This window comes from Exiguobacterium sp. s75 (assembly GCF_018617145.1).
GTDB lineage: Bacteria > Bacillota > Bacilli > Exiguobacteriales > Exiguobacteriaceae > Exiguobacterium > Exiguobacterium profundum.
Genome location: NZ_JACSJQ010000002.1, coordinates 73,154 through 88,362, shown reverse-complemented (window position 1 = coordinate 88,362; position 15,209 = coordinate 73,154). Strand labels below are relative to the sequence as shown.

Annotated in this window: 18 protein-coding genes and 1 pseudogene; 11 read left to right on the top strand and 8 right to left on the bottom strand. The window is 47.1% G+C overall.

Annotated elements, in window-relative coordinates:
- The first annotated feature begins 26 nt into the window (after positions 1-26).
- The 3 genes from KNO68_RS09850 (at position 27) to ahpF (ending at position 3,257) form a co-directional block, all read left to right on the top strand.
- Complete coding sequence (locus KNO68_RS09850) at positions 27-824, top strand: SRA domain-containing endonuclease (protein WP_215112433.1); 798 nt, start codon at positions 27-29, stop codon at positions 822-824.
- A gap of 334 nt (positions 825-1,158) precedes the next feature.
- Positions 1,159-1,722 (top strand): alkyl hydroperoxide reductase subunit C, encoded by a 564-nt coding sequence (gene ahpC / locus KNO68_RS09845; protein ID WP_015880295.1) that lies wholly within the window; start codon positions 1,159-1,161, stop codon positions 1,720-1,722.
- Positions 1,723-1,733: 11 nt separating this feature from the next.
- Complete coding sequence (ahpF, locus tag KNO68_RS09840; protein ID WP_215112432.1) at positions 1,734-3,257, top strand: alkyl hydroperoxide reductase subunit F; 1,524 nt, start codon at positions 1,734-1,736, stop codon at positions 3,255-3,257.
- A 38-nt stretch (positions 3,258-3,295) separates the two neighbouring features.
- Here ahpF and KNO68_RS09835 read toward each other — a convergent pair whose 3' ends face one another.
- A complete protein-coding gene (locus KNO68_RS09835) occupies positions 3,296-3,697 on the bottom strand; it encodes a hypothetical protein (RefSeq protein WP_214684970.1) in 402 nt (133 codons plus the stop codon).
- A 128-nt stretch (positions 3,698-3,825) separates the two neighbouring features.
- Here KNO68_RS09835 and KNO68_RS09830 point away from each other — a divergent pair, with 128 nt between their 5' ends.
- The 3 genes from KNO68_RS09830 (at position 3,826) to KNO68_RS09820 (ending at position 6,037) form a co-directional block, all read left to right on the top strand.
- On the top strand, positions 3,826-4,173 hold the full coding sequence (locus KNO68_RS09830; RefSeq protein ID WP_015880292.1) for a PadR family transcriptional regulator: 348 nt from the start codon (positions 3,826-3,828) through the stop codon (positions 4,171-4,173).
- Positions 4,160-5,122 (top strand): HAAS signaling domain-containing protein, encoded by a 963-nt coding sequence (locus tag KNO68_RS09825; RefSeq protein ID WP_214757662.1) that lies wholly within the window; start codon positions 4,160-4,162, stop codon positions 5,120-5,122. Before KNO68_RS09830 ends, KNO68_RS09825 begins: the two co-directional genes overlap by 14 nt.
- 78 nt (positions 5,123-5,200) lie before the next feature.
- Positions 5,201-6,037 carry an aldo/keto reductase gene (locus KNO68_RS09820; RefSeq protein WP_215112431.1) on the top strand — a complete coding sequence of 279 codons (837 nt, stop codon included), beginning with the start codon at positions 5,201-5,203 and terminating at the stop codon, positions 6,035-6,037.
- Between the two features lie 35 nt (positions 6,038-6,072).
- Here the strand turns inward: KNO68_RS09820 and KNO68_RS09815 are convergent, their stop codons facing one another.
- From KNO68_RS09815 to KNO68_RS09800, 4 genes are all read right to left on the bottom strand, one after another.
- Positions 6,073-6,885 (bottom strand): MetQ/NlpA family ABC transporter substrate-binding protein, encoded by an 813-nt coding sequence (locus KNO68_RS09815; protein ID WP_215112430.1) that lies wholly within the window; start codon positions 6,883-6,885, stop codon positions 6,073-6,075.
- 20 nt (positions 6,886-6,905) lie between these two features.
- On the bottom strand, positions 6,906-7,568 hold the full coding sequence (locus tag KNO68_RS09810; protein WP_214757668.1) for a methionine ABC transporter permease: 663 nt from the start codon (positions 7,566-7,568) through the stop codon (positions 6,906-6,908).
- Entirely contained in the window at positions 7,561-8,307 is a 747-nt protein-coding gene (locus KNO68_RS09805; RefSeq protein WP_214757670.1) for a methionine ABC transporter ATP-binding protein, read from the bottom strand. The genes KNO68_RS09810 and KNO68_RS09805 overlap by 8 nt, the downstream gene beginning before the upstream one ends.
- 109 nt (positions 8,308-8,416) lie before the next feature.
- Positions 8,417-9,157 carry a hypothetical protein gene (locus KNO68_RS09800; protein WP_214757672.1) on the bottom strand — a complete coding sequence of 247 codons (741 nt, stop codon included), beginning with the start codon at positions 9,155-9,157 and terminating at the stop codon, positions 8,417-8,419.
- Positions 9,158-9,285: 128 nt separating this feature from the next.
- On the opposite strand from KNO68_RS09800, the pseudogene KNO68_RS09795 reads away from it, so the two are divergent.
- The 4 genes and pseudogenes from KNO68_RS09795 to KNO68_RS09780 all read left to right on the top strand — a co-directional run.
- A pseudogene (locus KNO68_RS09795) lies at positions 9,286-9,498 on the top strand (alcohol dehydrogenase catalytic domain-containing protein); the annotation flags it as partial.
- 113 nt (positions 9,499-9,611) lie between these two features.
- Complete coding sequence (locus KNO68_RS09790) at positions 9,612-10,037, top strand: MarR family winged helix-turn-helix transcriptional regulator (protein ID WP_214684958.1); 426 nt, start codon at positions 9,612-9,614, stop codon at positions 10,035-10,037.
- A gap of 109 nt (positions 10,038-10,146) precedes the next feature.
- Complete coding sequence (locus KNO68_RS09785) at positions 10,147-10,674, top strand: CarD family transcriptional regulator (RefSeq protein ID WP_143180210.1); 528 nt, start codon at positions 10,147-10,149, stop codon at positions 10,672-10,674.
- A gap of 110 nt (positions 10,675-10,784) precedes the next feature.
- Entirely contained in the window at positions 10,785-11,699 is a 915-nt protein-coding gene (locus tag KNO68_RS09780; RefSeq protein ID WP_215112429.1) for a methyl-accepting chemotaxis protein, read from the top strand.
- 63 nt (positions 11,700-11,762) lie between these two features.
- On the opposite strand, the gene KNO68_RS09775 is transcribed toward KNO68_RS09780, so the two are convergent.
- The 3 genes from KNO68_RS09775 to KNO68_RS09765 form a co-directional block, all read right to left on the bottom strand.
- Complete coding sequence (locus tag KNO68_RS09775) at positions 11,763-12,461, bottom strand: hypothetical protein (RefSeq protein ID WP_215112428.1); 699 nt, start codon at positions 12,459-12,461, stop codon at positions 11,763-11,765.
- A 13-nt stretch (positions 12,462-12,474) separates the two neighbouring features.
- On the bottom strand, positions 12,475-12,843 hold the full coding sequence (locus KNO68_RS09770; protein WP_214684953.1) for a hypothetical protein: 369 nt from the start codon (positions 12,841-12,843) through the stop codon (positions 12,475-12,477).
- 234 nt (positions 12,844-13,077) lie between these two features.
- A complete protein-coding gene (locus KNO68_RS09765; RefSeq protein ID WP_214684952.1) occupies positions 13,078-14,577 on the bottom strand; it encodes a malate:quinone oxidoreductase in 1,500 nt (499 codons plus the stop codon).
- Between the two features lie 218 nt (positions 14,578-14,795).
- On the opposite strand from KNO68_RS09765, the gene KNO68_RS09760 reads away from it, so the two are divergent.
- The gene (locus tag KNO68_RS09760; protein WP_214684951.1) at positions 14,796-15,209 is read left to right on the top strand and encodes a (deoxy)nucleoside triphosphate pyrophosphohydrolase; all 414 of its coding nucleotides are present in this window, start codon (positions 14,796-14,798) and stop codon (positions 15,207-15,209) included.

Here is a 15,209-nt window from a genome sequence, read left to right as displayed (position 1 = left end):
AGAAAAACCTGGAAATGAGGTGTTTTATGCTGTTCGAAAAAAACAAAGTGTATAGACGTTCCTTCATCCATGATCAATATGGCGGAAGCCGTCAACGAGGAATCAGTACACCTAACAAACATAAACTTATTTTTATTTTTGATAGTGGAATGGATCAAGAATTTGGATATAAGAATGGCTGGAGCGAAGAAGATGGTTTGTTCTACTATAGTGGCGAAGGACAAGAAGGAAATCAAACCTTCTCCTTCGGTAACAAGGCGCTTCTCCATCACATCGAAAATGGTGAGGATGTTTATCTATTTGAATCTCTCGGAAAAGGAAATTATCGTTTCGTAGACCAACTTGTTTTGATTGGCTATGATATTCAATTTGGAATCGACAAACATAAAAATCAGCGAGAAGTCATCGTTTTTGCTTTCGAACCTCTCCACGTCGTACAGGAAGAATCTCACGAATATGCAACAACTATGAGGGACAAATCAATTGTGGAACTCGAACGAATTGCCAATCGTGACCCTAAGCGTGCGACTGGATTAAGCATGTCGATTCGAAAGCGCCAAGTGAGGGAGCAGACAGCGGCTTTATATTATTATGTGCTTGCGAGAGCAAATAATCACTGCGAAGCATGCGGTCAAGCCGCACCATTTGATACTGAAGAAGGGCCTTATTTAGAACTTTACTCATTATATAAAGAATCCGATGAGGGATTGGCTCTCCCTGAACAAGTAATAGCTACTTGCCCTAACTGTCATGCTCGACTTCGGAAAAGTAAAGACCGTGCTTTGTATCGAGAAAAAATCATACAGCAAATTCTTCAACCTTAATCGCTACTTGTGATTAAGGTTGTTTTATTGATGTAATTGATAATCCTCCAATTTCCGACGAGAAAATGTATAACCCTTTCCAAAATATTATCAACTATACTCATGATTTTTATTTTTCAAAATAAGAAAATAGCGAGAAAAATACCGATCGTTATGTAATCGTTTTCTTTGCTTTTATTAAGCCAAATACAGACAATCTTTTGATACACCTTATATTTTCAAAGCATGCAAACGCCTTGACAATTTCAGCTCGTTATATGAAGTTAGTATTACATTATAATTATTCTAGTCGAGATAGAAACGCTAGAGTAAAAAAACAAGGAGGACATAACCCATGTCATTAATCGGCAAAGAAGTACTACCATTCAAAGCACAAGCATTCCAAACAGGTGAATTCCTCGAAGTTACAGAGAACGACCTCAAAGGCAAATGGAGCGTTGTCTGCTTCTACCCAGCTGACTTCACATTCGTCTGCCCAACTGAACTTGAAGACCTTCAAAACGAGTACGCTACACTTAAAAACCTCGGTGTAGAAGTATACTCTGTCTCAACAGACACACACTTCACACATAAAGCTTGGCACGAAACATCTGAGAAAATCGGAAAAATCGAGTACATCATGATCGGTGACCCATCACACGTCATCTCACGCAACTTCGATGTCTTGAACGAAGAAGACGGCCTCGCAGACCGTGGTACGTTCATCATCGACCCAGATGGTGTCATCCAAACTGTCGAGATCAACGCTGGCGGCATCGGCCGTGACGCGAGCACGCTCGTCAACAAAGTCAAAGCAGCACAATACGTACGCAACAATCCAGGCGAAGTCTGCCCAGCGAAATGGGAAGAGGGTTCTGAAACACTCCGCCCAAGCCTTGACCTCGTCGGTAAATTGTAAGGAGCGATTGCATGTTAGAAGCAGCGATTAAACAACAGCTCGACCAATATCTTCAGCTCATGGAGGGCGATGTCGTCCTCCGTGTAAGCGCTGGGGAAGACAAAGTCTCAAACGAGATGCTCGAGCTCGTCAACGAACTCGCCAGCATGTCATCACGCATCTCGGTCGAACGCGCGACGCTCGAGCGTACACCGAGCTTCAGCGTGAATCGTCCATCCGAAGAGACAGGAATCGTCTTCGCGGGGATTCCACTCGGACATGAGTTCACATCACTTGTCCTCGCCCTCCTCCAAGTGAGCGGGCGCGCGCCGAAAGTCGATGCGGATACAATCAAACAAATTCAAAATATCGAAGGCACATATCACTTCGAGTCGTACATCAGTCTCAGCTGCCACAACTGTCCTGACGTCGTGCAAGCGCTAAACGTCATGAGCGTCCTCAATCCGAACATCACGCACACGATGATCGATGGAGCCGCGTTCAAGGATGAAGTGGAAGCAAAAGAGATCATGGCTGTCCCGACGGTCTTCTTAAACGGAAAATCGTTCGGTAACGGTCGGATGTCACTCGAAGAAATCTTGGCGAAACTCGGTACAGGTCCTGACGCCTCTGCATTCTCGGACAAAGACCCGTACGACGTCCTCGTCGTCGGTGGCGGTCCAGCTGGTGCGAGTGCGGCCGTATATGCGGCTCGTAAAGGAATCCGTACCGGAATCATTGCGGAGCGCTTCGGTGGCCAAGTGATGGACACGATGGGGATTGAGAACTTCATCGGTACTGCTTATACAGAAGGTCCAAAGCTCGTCGCCAGTCTAGAAGAGCACGTCAAAGAGTACGGCATCGATGTCATGAACCTTCAACGCGCGAAGCGTCTGGAGAAAAAGGACCTCGTCGAGATCGAACTCGAGAACGGTGCTGTCTTGAAGAGTAAGAGTGTCATCCTCTCGACCGGTGCACGCTGGCGTAACGTCAACGTCCCAGGTGAGGCGGAGTTCAAAAACAAAGGGGTCGCTTACTGCCCGCACTGTGACGGTCCTCTCTTCGAAGGGAAACGTGTCGCGGTCATCGGTGGCGGTAACTCCGGTATCGAAGCAGCCATCGACCTCGCAGGAATCGTCAAGCACGTAACGGTCCTCGAGTTCGCTCCTGAACTCAAGGCTGACCAAGTGCTACAAGATCGTCTCCACAGCCTCCCGAACGTGACTGTCATCACGAACGCTCAGACGACAGAAATCACGGGTACGGACAAAGTGAACGGCATCTCGTATGTGTCTCGTGAGACGAACGAGTCACATCATGTCGAACTTGAAGGCGTCTTCGTCCAAATCGGTCTCGTCCCGAATACGGACTGGCTCGACTCGGTCGAACGCAACAACTTCGGGGAAATCGTCGTCGACCGTCATGGCGCGACGAACGTCCCAGGTGTGTTCGCGGCAGGAGACTGCACGAACAGCGCCTACAAACAAATCATCATCTCGATGGGTTCTGGTGCGACAGCCGCACTCGGCGCCTTCGACTACATGATCCGCAACTAACACAAAGACTCGCCCTCTATCATGAGAGCGAGTCTTTTTTATAGTTCAAACGTCTTCCCCGAGTCCGGGATGAATAAAATCGAGTCTCCGCTCTCCGTTTCAAACCGATAGCCCACTCGAGGAGAGAATGGATTCCATTCTCCTCCGGTCGTCGGAACGCTCTCCATGTACTCCACGTCATTGTACGTTTTGCTCAACGTCTCTTCTGCCTCAGCTAACGAGTAGCTCGGAATCGAGAGCAAAATCGCCACCCCTACACTCATCACTCCGACCGACACCGCCCACGGAGTCGATGTCGGCTTTCGAAACTGTGCCAAGACTAGCAGCATGATGATCCAGCCAATCGGTACCCCAAACGTCGCCGCATTCCCATACCATTGTGCATTGATCGTCAATAAACTGGCGATCACCACACCGCCAACCATCCACCACCACTTCATCAACATCACCTCCTCTTTATTATCCCAAAATCAGGAAATGACTCAACGTTTTTTATTCACATTGATGTATGATAACTTATAGTGTATGATATATAGTATAAAGATAAACGAATGAAGGAGGCGAAAAAATGTCTGATGTAAAAGCCTCGTTGGTGACGGAGTTGCGGCGCGGCACGTTGACGATTGCGGTGCTCAGTCAGTTGAAGACACCCCAATACGGCTATTCTCTCGTTCAAGCACTGCTAGATGCCGATATCAACATTGATCAAAGTACGCTTTACCCGCTCTTGCGTCGACTGGAAAAACAAGGACTCGTCACGAGTTCCTGGGACACGACGGAGAGTCGACCTCGCAAGTACTATGTGCTCAGCCCAGACGGAATGGATATTTTGAATGAGTTGTACGTGGAATGGATGAACATGTCGAAAACATTGACCCGTCTAATTGAAGGAGGAAACGATCATGAATCTTCGTGATGTGTATATCGATGAAGTCACCTCTCGAATCCCAGAGTCGATGCGGCAAGACGTCGCACTCGAATTGGAATCGACCATTGATGACATGACTGGAAATGACTCGTCTGAAGCGGCTTTATTTGAAGCATTGCGCCAACTCGGCGACCCTCAAATCCTCGCTGCTCGCTACGCGAACCGACCACTTTATCTCATCGGTCCTGCTCTCTTCACACAGTACGTGAACATCATTAAAATCGTCTTACCGATTGCCGTCACGGTTGTCACCATTCTCTCGATCATCGGTTATTTGACCAATCCCATCGACGACACGTCTTGGAGTCAATTCTTGATTCAAGCATTCCTTCAAACTGGTGCGGCTATCTTCAATGTCGTCGTTCAGACGCTATTCTGGATCACCCTCACGTTCTTCATCATTGAACGTGCTGTACCTGAGGGTGAAGTGCCTTTCTCTAGTTGGAAACCTGAGCAACTCAAGAAGGTAAAACCACGTTCGACCTCGATTTATTTTGGTTCGATTTTGTTTGACTTTATCGCCACCGTTCTGATGGTCGTATTGTATGTCAACGCCGAGCAGTTGATTCGTGTTGTCACAGATAGTGAATCCTATCCGCTACTCAATGCGTCGGTCTTGGATCAATTCTTCCCGTTTGTCATCGCCCTGGCCGCCTTTGGGATCGCCATCGCCATTTACAAATGGATGGTTCGACATTGGACAAAGCCGCTCGCCTTATGGAACGCGCTCTTCAATATCGTATGGATTGTCGTCACAGCGCTCATTATGCTGCAACCCGATCTAATTTCGACCGAAGCGCTCCCGTTGATTGCTGAGCAAATCAACGCCGACCTTGAAACAATCAGTCGTTGGGGCGTCTGGAGTGTCTTACTCACCATCATCATCGTGTGTATTCTCGATTTAGCAGAAGGTTTGATCAAAGCGTTTCGACGTTGACCTCACATTCAAACGTTTCATTTCCAAGGAAAGTGGAATAGCGGAGAAGAGAACGGATTTTGAATGGGGAGGCATTTGATGGGTATTCCAACAATCAAGCTATATGACGGTTATGAGATTCCGGCCATCGGACTCGGGACGGTTTATTTGAAAGGTGAAGCAGGGGTCGACGCCATCACATGCGCCATCCGGAACGGATATCGACTCATCGATTCGGCGATTCGCTACGATAATGAAGGCACGGTTGGTGAAGCGGTTCGCCAATCCGGCATCCCGCGTGAACAACTTTTCTTAACATCGAAACTGCGCGCGCAATATTATGACTACGATCAGGCGCTCGAGATGATTCGAGAGTCCCTATATCGAGCGAACCTCGACTATTGGGATTTGTTCCTCTTGCATTGGCCAAACCCGAAACAAGACAAGTACGTCGAGGCATGGCGTGCCTTGATTCAAGCGAAGAAAAACGGATGGATCCGCTCTATTGGGGTATCGAACTTCATGCCGGAGCACCTAGACCGCTTGATTGAAGAAACGGGAGAAACACCGGTCATTAACCAAATCGAGTTACACCCGTACTTCTCGCAAGTCGAACAGCGGCAAGCTGATAAAGAACGCGGCATCATCACAGAAGCGTGGAGCCCACTCAGTCGCGCCCGCACGGTCATCCATGACGAGAAGATCACCGAGCTCGCCAAACAAAAAGGAAAGAGCGTGTCTCAAGTCATCTTGCGTTGGCACGTGCAGCTTGGTGTCATTCCGCTCGCCCGCTCGTCTAGCGAGTTGCACCAAAAAGAGAATCTCGACGTCTTCAACTTCGAATTGACCGAGGAAGAGATAGAGACGCTCAATGCGTTGACGAAACCGGATGGTCGCATCGATGACCAAGACCCGCGAGAATACGAAGAGTACTAAAAAAGATTGAGCCTAGATGGCTCAATCTTTTTTGTTTAAAACGCCGGAATGGCCGTTTCATCATAGTTCTCTTGCAAGAACGCACGGACTTCGTCACTTGTGAGCGCTTCGCCGAGTTTTTGGATCGCTTCGTCATCCTTGTTGTCTTCACGTGCGACAAGCGTGATGGCGAAATCATTCTCGACGCCTTCTGTTAAGAGTGCGTCACTCTTCGGTGTCAAACCGAGCGGTGCAGCGTAAGCCGGTGTCATCAAGACCGCATCGACATCATCGTACGCGCGCGCGAGCATCAATAAGTCGACTTCTTCAAATTTGAAGTTTTTCGGGTTCGATGTGATATCGGCCTGTGTATAGTACGTGCCTTCTTTCTCTCCGAGCTCGATCACATCATGTTGTGCGAGCAGGGAGAGCGAACGGTCGATGTTCGATACGTCGTTGGCGATGGCGATTGTCGCGCCTTCCGGAATGTCTTCCATCTTGTCATAGTTTTTTGCGTATACACCATAGTTTGCGAAATAAATCGGTTCGATTGGAACGAGATTCGCATCGTTGCTGCGGTTGAACTCTTCCATGTACGGAACGTGTTGGAAGAAGTTCGCATCAACTTCTTTTGCAGCAAGTGCCGAGTTCGGCTGGACGTTGTCTCCGAGGACGACGATTTCGAGTTCGATGTTCTCTTCTGCGAGCTGTTCTTTCGCAATTTCAAGCATATCTGTCATAGGTGGGATGAGTGACGCGACTTTCAATGTCTGTGATTCGTTCGCTTGTTCCGTTTGTGTTTCTGTATCGTTCCCACATGCTGCGAGGACGAGTGTGAGTGAGGCAAGAAGAGCCATCAATTTTTTCATATTCATTTCCTACTTTCTATTTAGCGTTTGTCGATGATGCGTGCCACGGTCGTGCCCGTGAATTGAATCAACTGTACGAAGACGAGCATGATGAGAATCATATAGAGCATGAGTTCTGTCTGAAATTGTTGATATCCATAACGGATGGCAAAGTCACCGATGCCACCACCCCCGACGACTCCCATAATCGTCGAGTATGAGATAAAACTGATGATGGATGTAGTCAATCCGAGGACAAGACCGGACCGGGCTTCCACATATAGAAATTTAAAGATGATATCTTTAACCGTTGCGCCCATCGAGAGTGCCGCTTCGATGACCCCGCGTGGGACATCAATCAACGACTGTTCGACGAGGCGCGCATAATGTGCAATGGCAATGATGGAGAGCGGCACTGTCGCTGCTGCTGTTCCGATGGCCGTCCCGATAATAAGCCGTGTAAATGGAATCAAAAACACGACGAGTAACAAGAACGGGAAAGACCGGACGATGTTAACGACCAGATTGAGGACGGAGAAGACGATTTGATTCTCTAACAATTGTCCTTTACGCGAAAGGTAAAGCCACGTGCCTAATGGCAATCCGACTAGAATAGCGGCGAGAATCGATACCCCGACCATAATGAACGTCTCGGCAATGGACTGCCAAATCTCTGATTGATAGCGGACCAAGATTTCAGACATTCGCTTCACCTTCCTCTCGCAACTGTTCGACGAACCAACTTGGATTCTGATCGATGGCGACCACCCCTGTCGGCCCCCTCTCAATCGTCTCATGAACGGATCCGTCTGCCATGACGGTGACGCGATGACAGATTTGACGGATGACATCCATCTCATGCGTGACGAGAACGACGGTGACACCGAGTTGTTCATTGACCGACTCGAGGACACGCAGCACTTCTGCCGTCGTATTCGGGTCGAGAGAAGAGGTCGGTTCATCGCAGAGGAGTACGCTCGGTTCGCTCGCGAGTGCCCTTGCGATCGCGACACGTTGCTTCTGTCCCCCACTCAACTGGGAAGGATATTTATCGCGATACGCTTCGAGTCCAACGAACCGGAGACATTCCATCACGCGTGTCTCCCATGATGATTTCGGCCGTTTGGCAAGCTTCAGTGAATCGAGGACGTTATCAAAGACGTTCTTATTCGCAACAAGATTAAATTGTTGAAAAATCATACCGATTCGATGTCGCTTCTTGCGTAGTTCCCGGTTAGAGAGTTCGGTCAACTGGTCGCCATCGACCGTGACGCTCCCAGCATCCGGTTTCTCCAACAAATTCATCAATCGAAGAAGCGTCGACTTCCCGGCACCGCTCGCGCCGATGATGCCGTAAATCTCCCCTTTTCGAATATGAAGCGATACATCGCGGACGGCCATCTCTTGTCCATAACGCTTATGGACGGACGACAATGTGATCATGGCGGACATCCTTTCTACATCTCGTGAGTGAGTCAACCGTTTATCATTTTATCGAAGTAAAGAGTCGATGTCAGTTCATGTGCTCACATGAAAAGAACCCCCCTGCGGTTCAGAGTGGATGTCTTTTGAAATGTTCAGCAATGTGTCGTTTCATGGCGTCTCGATTTTCGGCGAAGATGCGATGGCGATGACCGTTCCCACCAGACGGATGTGGAAATCCACTCACTACGCGATCTTGATCCAAGAGCCCTCGCTCAACCAATAACTCCACGGCTCGCCTCACGTTCACACCCATCGGTAAGATGAGCGCATCTTGAAGATGGGCCATCTCTTCTGCAAAGACTCCTTCTACGTATGGTCGAAACAGCTCCGTTCGAATCATATCCGGGCTCGATCCGTTATAGTTCTTGCCTTTATAGAAAACAGGATAAGGAAGAACCGCTGTATTTTGAACGAGATGGTTCGCTGATCCAAACAAATCGAGGGAGGATTCGATCCCTAGATGATGATGTAACTCCAAATCGTCCAGCATCGTCACTAAGTTCTTTCGAATCGGACCGGAAAAACTGCCACGCTGTTTGACGGCTCGAAGCGCCTCTTCGTCTGTCACATCCTTCATGTCACGAATCGCCTCAAACGACTGACGCATCTGATACAAGCCTGGCGTGATTCCCGCGATGACGACTTTCGCATCCGGATTGATGTATTCGAACGGTGCGTAATAGATCTCAAGTTGTTTCTTTTCATCACGGTCTAACAAAAAGTCTTCATTTTTCAACGTCTCTTCTTCTAAATTTGATAGCTGCAAAATCTTTGATTTATATGCGTGAAATAACGCTGTTCGTGTCATATAAATAACACTCCTTTCGTCTACTTTCTCTATCTCTATTCCCCTAAATCTTTGTGTGAGAAAAGTTCATCTTTCAGACAAATGCTATTCAAAAATAAAACACTTTTATTCCGTTCTTTCCATTATAAACAGGCGAAGCGCTCGTCGATGTCGAGTATTGTGGCGTGTGTCACACAGACCTTCACGTCGCCGCGGGTGACTTCGGTGATGTCCAAGGACGTGTGCTCGGTCATGAAGGGATTGGGATCATATCTCAAATCGCAGACGATGTTACGAGTTTGAAAGTTGGAGATCGCGTCAGTATCGCTATGGTCATCGACTTCAAAAATAAACACTGCTAATCAAAACGGGGCCATGTGCCCCGTTTTGTTCTAGATTGACGTTGACGGGGTATAGTTGCTTTTGTATAGTTAGGAACGTCTAAAAGCCGGAAATGAAAGAGGAGTGACTTGATTTGACTCCATCAACGTCAACCCGTCTACTTGATTTGTTGTCAGAGCGCAATGATCAAGTTCGACGTATGAGTGAACAATCTTGGAATGAACAAAGTGATATCCAACTCTCGAACTCGGAATGGTATATTCTCGCGACACTTTATCAGTCGAAAAGAACGATTGCCGAGGTTACGCGCAGTGTCCATATTTCTCGACAAGCGATTCATAAACTGATCAAGAACCTCGAAAGTAAAGCGCTCGTTCTCGTGACAGACCATCCACAAAATCGAAAAGACAAATGTATCGAGTTGACCTCGCTCGGTCACACTTGTTATGAGCAAAACGAGACGCTCAAAGCACAACTTGAGCAACGGATCCAAGAAAGCATCGGCCAAGAGGCGTTTGAACAACTGAAAACCATTCTACGCTTGGATTGGAAACTATGACCGTGTCAGCTTGATGGTGACACGGTTTTTCATATGCATACATGACCCAAAACGTCAACCGAGTTGACATTTCATCTTCTGAATGACTATGCTTATAGGTAAGGAAGAGGTGATCGACTTGTTTAAAACTGGAGACTTAATCATCTACTCGACCCATGGCGTATGTCGCATCGACGACATTTCGGACAAAACGGTCGCAGGAGAGACGAAATCGTACTATACGCTTCACCCCATCAACAACTCACAAAAGTTGCAAATCAGCATTCCTGTCGATAATGACAACGTGATGATGTTGACGTTACTGGAAGCAGACGAGGCATCAGAGATTTTAGAGTCGTTCCGCTCGCCTGGCGTGGAATGGAATCCGCATTCCAACAACCGCAATCGTGAATTTTTGAATGTCGTGCATTCAGGAAACCGTCACGAGATTGCCCAAGTGGTCAATACATTGAGCCGTCGACAAATCGAGGCGCTTCAAGCGAACAAAAAGCTATACGAACAAGATCGTAAAATTTTAGAGAATGCCAAAACGATTTTGGTGAAAGAGCTCTCCCTTGCCCTCGAGCGTTCAGAGAGCGACATCGAGCGCACGATTGGCGAGTACTTACATGAAAGCATGGCGACACTCACACCTTGACCCTTCCATTTGGAAGTGGTCTTTTTATTTTGCTACAATCATATACTTATTTTGACAGTTATCGGGTATCCTAATACAAACAAATCAACTGATATAGGGAGGATGTTAGGATGCAACTGCACTCTAGTACGACCCATGTCACCGACTCGCACGTTGTTCGGGCAATCGAAAACAATCTGGCTATCATTCGCTTTGATGAACATCGTCGCGTCGCCTACGTCAACGAGATTTTTGCCAAAACGATGGGCTACGAAGTCAAGGAACTGATGGGACGCCCCCATCGTGATCTTTGCTTGCCCGAGTTTGCGAACAGTCCCCAATACGACCTGTTTTGGCGTAAACTCATGCAAGGGTTGAGTTATCACGACAAGATTGAACGACGTGCCGCTGATGGTCATAGTGTCTGGCTAGAGGCGACCTACATGCCGATCTTCGATGATGCCCACCAGAACGTCATCGGCGTTTCAAAGATTGCAGCCGATATCACGTCACGGCAACAAGACGTACTCCACATGGCGAATAATCTTCAAGAGACGTCTGAATACTTATCTGCCCAGTCCCAAATCGGGAAACAAGACGGAGAACACGTACTCGAAAACGTCAAACTGATTGAACAAGAGTCGACTCAAAACCTAGAGCATTTACATGCTCTCCAACAAGAGGCGAAAACGATCACGGATATTGTCCGAACGATTCGCGAAATCGCTGCGCAAACCAACCTTCTCGCACTCAATGCCGCAATCGAGGTGGCACGCGCAGGTGAACATGGACGCGGCTTCAATGTCGTCGCGACAGAGGTGCGCAATCTTTCAAACAAAGTCTCGCTCTCTATCACCGAAGTAAATAACAACATCGAGGGCATCGTCAAACGCATCGATGACGTGTCGACAAGCATCGGACGCATCTCCCATAAAGTCAAAGATAGCTCCGGACAACTCGAACAGACGGTCCGTGAGTTTGAAAAACTGGCGGATTCGGCCGCCACACTCGAACAGCAGGCCAAGACCTTCTTACGGATGGTCTAAATGTGCTAAAACCGTTCAGTACAAGCAAAGACGATGTGTCTTGCTTCGGGTGAACGGTTTTTGTCATCTCTCGTTAAATTGGGTTAATACATCCTCTCTTAACTGTTGAAACGCATTTCCCTTCCATCCATAGTACTTCAAGTGCTTCGTGCAAAACACGACGCCTGTCGCACCACTAGGATAGTTGAGTGGAATAGGACCCAAGTCAATCCAGTCTCTGAGCCGATAAGACCGATTGTAAACCGATGATTGTATCATCTCGTTGGCGATTAACCATTTCATCAAATCACGTGTCGCATCCAGACTATGCACGATGACGACAGCTGGAGTATGTTCACGCATTAATTTGTGAAACCATTCTTGACCGCTTTGTTTAATAGAAGGATGAATTGCTTTTAGTTTTTTTGCTGTTGGCGTCGCATACGCATTGATATTCGTCTCTAACACTTCAATCGCTTCATTCGACTGCGTTTCTAACTGATTAACCAGTTGATTCAATCCAATCCTTGTCTTTGAAAAAGGTCGCTTCCCCTTTTCTATGTTCTTCTGCTGAATGAATGTTAGAAACGATTCCCGGTCCATTATTAAATCAATGTATCGATCGACATCATGATCCACATCTGTTTTCAAAATCGAAGAGGCCGGATTAATGCCTACAATGAAAACATTGGGGTTCGACGTTTTGCATTTACTGACAAACGGTCGTAAGTATTCATTCGTAGTGCCCCTCTCAACAAACTCTTTCAATCCGATTCGATTCATGAGACACCGCTCCCTATTCATCTTCAATTTGGAGTGACTCTGCCGACGCCGTATTCGTAATTTTGTGATAGTGCTCAAATTCGTCTGTCACTTCCTCTAGATATTCAGGACCGACGAATAACACGTTTGTTCCCTTCTCGACTAGTACGAGAGGGTATCCTTGAAATGTGACCGCATCAATCACATCCTGTACGTTCGACAGAATCAATGTGTCCTGTGTAGGATGAAACAATCTCACTTCGTGGAGGTCGAGCCATTGCAACACACGTTTGAGTTCCCATTCTCCATCTAACGCTATGGAGACGAGGATATAGTGATCGTTCTGACGCATCAGCACAGCAAAACAATCAGCGAGTTGAATCGACTCTGTCTTCAATTCCATGGCATACTCCTCATAGTTCGGAATGACACAATACTCAAAGTGATCATCGTATGTTCGCAGATGACGTAAATAACGCGCATATTTTTTCTGCTCCCAGTGACTCAATTTAATCGGCTTGATGAGCCATCACCTCTTTTCCATATTCCTATTTCTGTAAATACCCACTTTTTTGGTTCCCTCCCACAGAATTCAAAGAAAAGACGAGCATACGATTGTATACTCGTCTTGAATCTATTAATTGTGAACCATGTCCTTTTCCTCTAAACCGAGCGTGACCGCCGTCGATTCGTGAATCGTCTTGAATAAATCCGGATGTTCCGACAGCTTCAAGCCATACGACGGGACCATCTCTTTGATTTTCGGTTCCCACTCCGGTAAGTATTGCGGGAAGCACTGCTCGAGCACTTTCAACATGACGTGCACGGCCGTCGATGCGCCTGGAGAAGCACCGAGAAGTGCCGCGACCGACCCATCTTCGGCACTGACGACTTCCGTTCCGAATTGAAGTGTTCCTTTTCCTTGCGGTGTATCTTTGATGACCTGCACACGTTGCCCCGCCACGACGATTTCCCAATCTTCATTCTTGGCATTCGGGATGAATTCACGGAGTTCATCCATCCGTTTGTCGTGAGACAAGAGTACCTGCTCGATCAAGTATTTCGTAAGTGGCATCTCTTTCGCCCCTGCGGCAAGCATCGTGATGACGTTGTTCGGCTTGACCGAACGAATCAAATCCAAGTTCGATCCTGTTTTTAAGAATTTCGGTGTGAAGCCGGCGAACGGTCCAAACAGCAACTCTTTGCGTCCATCGATAAAACGAGTGTCGAGATGCGGGACCGACATCGGTGGTGCCCCGACCTTCGCTTTACCATACACTTTGGCGTGATGTTGCTCGATGACCTCGCGATTTTTACAAACGAGGAAGAGACCGCTGACTGGGAATCCTCCGATTTGTTTCGATTCCGGAATCCCTGTCTTTTGTAAGAGCGGCAAACTGCCACCACCGCCTCCGATAAAGAGAAACGGTGCCGTATGCGTCTCAATCGTGTTCTGAGACATGTCTTTTATTTTCACTTCCCAATGACCGTTCTCGAGGCGCTTCACGTCCTCGACGCTATGGCCATAGTTGACTTCGACCCCGTTCGATGTGAGATGGTCAAACAACATACGTGTCAATGCGCCAAAGTTCACGTCTGTCCCTGAGTCGATTTTCGTCGCAGCAATCGGTTCATCCGGTGTCCGTCCGTCCATGATGAGCGGGATCCATTCCTGTAATTGACTCGGATCGTCCGATAAGACCATCCCTTCAAACAACGGATTCGTTGTGAGCGCTTCCAAACGGCGTTTCAAGAAATCGACGTTCTTCTCCCCTTGGACCATGCTCATATGTGGGATTGAACGAATAAAGGCTCCTGGATTCTCAATCAGTCCTTGCTTGACGAGGTGCGCCCAAAACTGGCGCGAGATTTGGAACTGCTCGTTGACGTTGACCGCTTTGGAGATGTCAATCGTCCCGTCTGCGTTCTCTGTTGTATAGTTTAATTCGCAAAGTGCGGCATGTCCCGTACCTGCGTTATTCCATTCGTTTGAACTTTCTTCCCCTGCTGCATCGAGCTTTTCGAACACTTTGATGTTCCACTCCGGTACGAGCTCTTTAAAGAGTGAACCGAGCGTTGCGCTCATAATCCCTGCCCCAATCAAAATGACGTCTGTTCTCGTTTGCGTACTGCTCATGAAAACCCCATCCTTATCCCCTGAATTTTTTGTCATACGATTGAAGAATCCCCATTCCTCAATCGTATATTTTATAATCGTTATACCGATTATAACTCTTTTGTGATGAATGATAAGGGGTTTAGTGCGAAAAAATTCTTTAAGTGAAGTTTGAATTTATAATGAAAAGACGAATGTTATGATGGATGTAATCAAATCTCAAAAATGAGGGAGTATCAATGAAAAAAACAGTAAAAGTGGTAGCAGCAGTTATTGAAAATGAAAAAAAGGAAATTCTTTGTGCACTTCGTTCAACAACAATGCTAATTCCAAATATGTGGGAATTTCCCGGAGGAAAAGTCGAGGATGGTGAGAATCTACAAGAAGCACTCGAGCGTGAAATATACGAAGAACTACAATGCGAAATTACTGCGCATGAAATCATTAACGAACACGTTCATGAATATGAGTCTTTTATTATTCAATTGATTTCACTACGTGCTGAATTAAAATCAGGAAATCCCGTAGCAACAGAACATGATGCATTAATCTGGCTAAAGCGTGAAAATTTACATTCTCTTGTATGGGCACCAGCCGACATACCTGCAGTAAATGATGTGATTAATCAAATAACTAAAGCCGAGAACGTATAA

Coding starts and splice junctions, on each gene's coding strand:
- KNO68_RS09820 (WP_215112431.1), top strand. CDS start 5,201: ATGGGTATTCCAACAATCAAGCTATATGACGGTTATGAGATTCCGGCC.
- ahpC (WP_015880295.1), top strand. CDS start 1,159: ATGTCATTAATCGGCAAAGAAGTACTACCATTCAAAGCACAAGCATTC.
- KNO68_RS09780 (WP_215112429.1), top strand. CDS start 10,785: ATGCAACTGCACTCTAGTACGACCCATGTCACCGACTCGCACGTTGTT.
- KNO68_RS09810 (WP_214757668.1), bottom strand. CDS start 7,568: ATGTCTGAAATCTTGGTCCGCTATCAATCAGAGATTTGGCAGTCCATT.
- KNO68_RS09765 (WP_214684952.1), bottom strand. CDS start 14,577: ATGAGCAGTACGCAAACGAGAACAGACGTCATTTTGATTGGGGCAGGG.
- ahpF (WP_215112432.1), top strand. CDS start 1,734: ATGTTAGAAGCAGCGATTAAACAACAGCTCGACCAATATCTTCAGCTC.
- KNO68_RS09825 (WP_214757662.1), top strand. CDS start 4,160: ATGAATCTTCGTGATGTGTATATCGATGAAGTCACCTCTCGAATCCCA.
- KNO68_RS09835 (WP_214684970.1), bottom strand. CDS start 3,697: ATGAAGTGGTGGTGGATGGTTGGCGGTGTGGTGATCGCCAGTTTATTG.
- KNO68_RS09800 (WP_214757672.1), bottom strand. CDS start 9,157: ATGACACGAACAGCGTTATTTCACGCATATAAATCAAAGATTTTGCAG.
- KNO68_RS09770 (WP_214684953.1), bottom strand. CDS start 12,843: ATGGAATTGAAGACAGAGTCGATTCAACTCGCTGATTGTTTTGCTGTG.
- KNO68_RS09805 (WP_214757670.1), bottom strand. CDS start 8,307: ATGATCACATTGTCGTCCGTCCATAAGCGTTATGGACAAGAGATGGCC.
- KNO68_RS09815 (WP_215112430.1), bottom strand. CDS start 6,885: ATGAAAAAATTGATGGCTCTTCTTGCCTCACTCACACTCGTCCTCGCA.
- KNO68_RS09850 (WP_215112433.1), top strand. CDS start 27: ATGCTGTTCGAAAAAAACAAAGTGTATAGACGTTCCTTCATCCATGAT.
- KNO68_RS09775 (WP_215112428.1), bottom strand. CDS start 12,461: ATGAATCGAATCGGATTGAAAGAGTTTGTTGAGAGGGGCACTACGAAT.
- KNO68_RS09830 (WP_015880292.1), top strand. CDS start 3,826: ATGTCTGATGTAAAAGCCTCGTTGGTGACGGAGTTGCGGCGCGGCACG.
- KNO68_RS09760 (WP_214684951.1), top strand. CDS start 14,796: ATGAAAAAAACAGTAAAAGTGGTAGCAGCAGTTATTGAAAATGAAAAA.